The sequence below is a fragment of the Variovorax sp. WDL1 genome (genome assembly GCF_001541225.1).
Classification (GTDB): Bacteria; Pseudomonadota; Gammaproteobacteria; order Burkholderiales; family Burkholderiaceae_C; genus Variovorax.
This window is the reverse complement of sequence record NZ_LMTS01000303.1, coordinates 1-493: the sequence shown is the minus strand read 5'-3', so window position 1 is coordinate 493 and position 493 is coordinate 1. Positions and strand designations below refer to the sequence as shown.

Genomic DNA, 493 nt, shown 5'->3' with positions numbered 1-493 from the left:
TCTGGCAGTTGGGATTCGACGCCAGTTGGGAACTCGATCTGTGGGGCCGCGCGCGGCGATCGCGCGAAGGCGCCGCAGCCGCCTTCGAGGCCACTGTGTATGAGCGCGAGGCGGCACGGGTGGCCTTGTCCGCCGAAGTGGCCCGCACCTACCTCCAATTGCGAGGAACGCAGGCGCAACTGGACATCACCCGGCAGAACCTGGAGGTCGCCGATCGCACCCTGCGCCTTGCCGAAAGCCGTGAGCGCAACGGTGTCGCCACGCGCTTTGAAACCGCTTCGGCGCGCGCGCAACTGGCAACGGTGGAGGCGCTGGTGCCAGAACTGGTCCAGCGCCGCAACACGCTGATGAACGCCTTGGCACTGCTGCAGGGGGAGGAGCCGCGCGCCCTCGATGCGCAGTTGCTTGAGGCGATGCCCTTGCCTTCGCTTCCTTCCAATGTGCCGGTGGGCCTGCCCTCCGAATTGGCGCACAGGCGGCCGGACATACAGCG

At 67.5% G+C, this 493-nt stretch carries 1 protein-coding gene; it reads left to right on the top strand.

The features are described from left to right. A partial coding sequence (locus APY03_RS35880) for a TolC family protein (protein WP_198161363.1) occupies window positions 1-493 on the top strand: 493 nt, incomplete at both ends.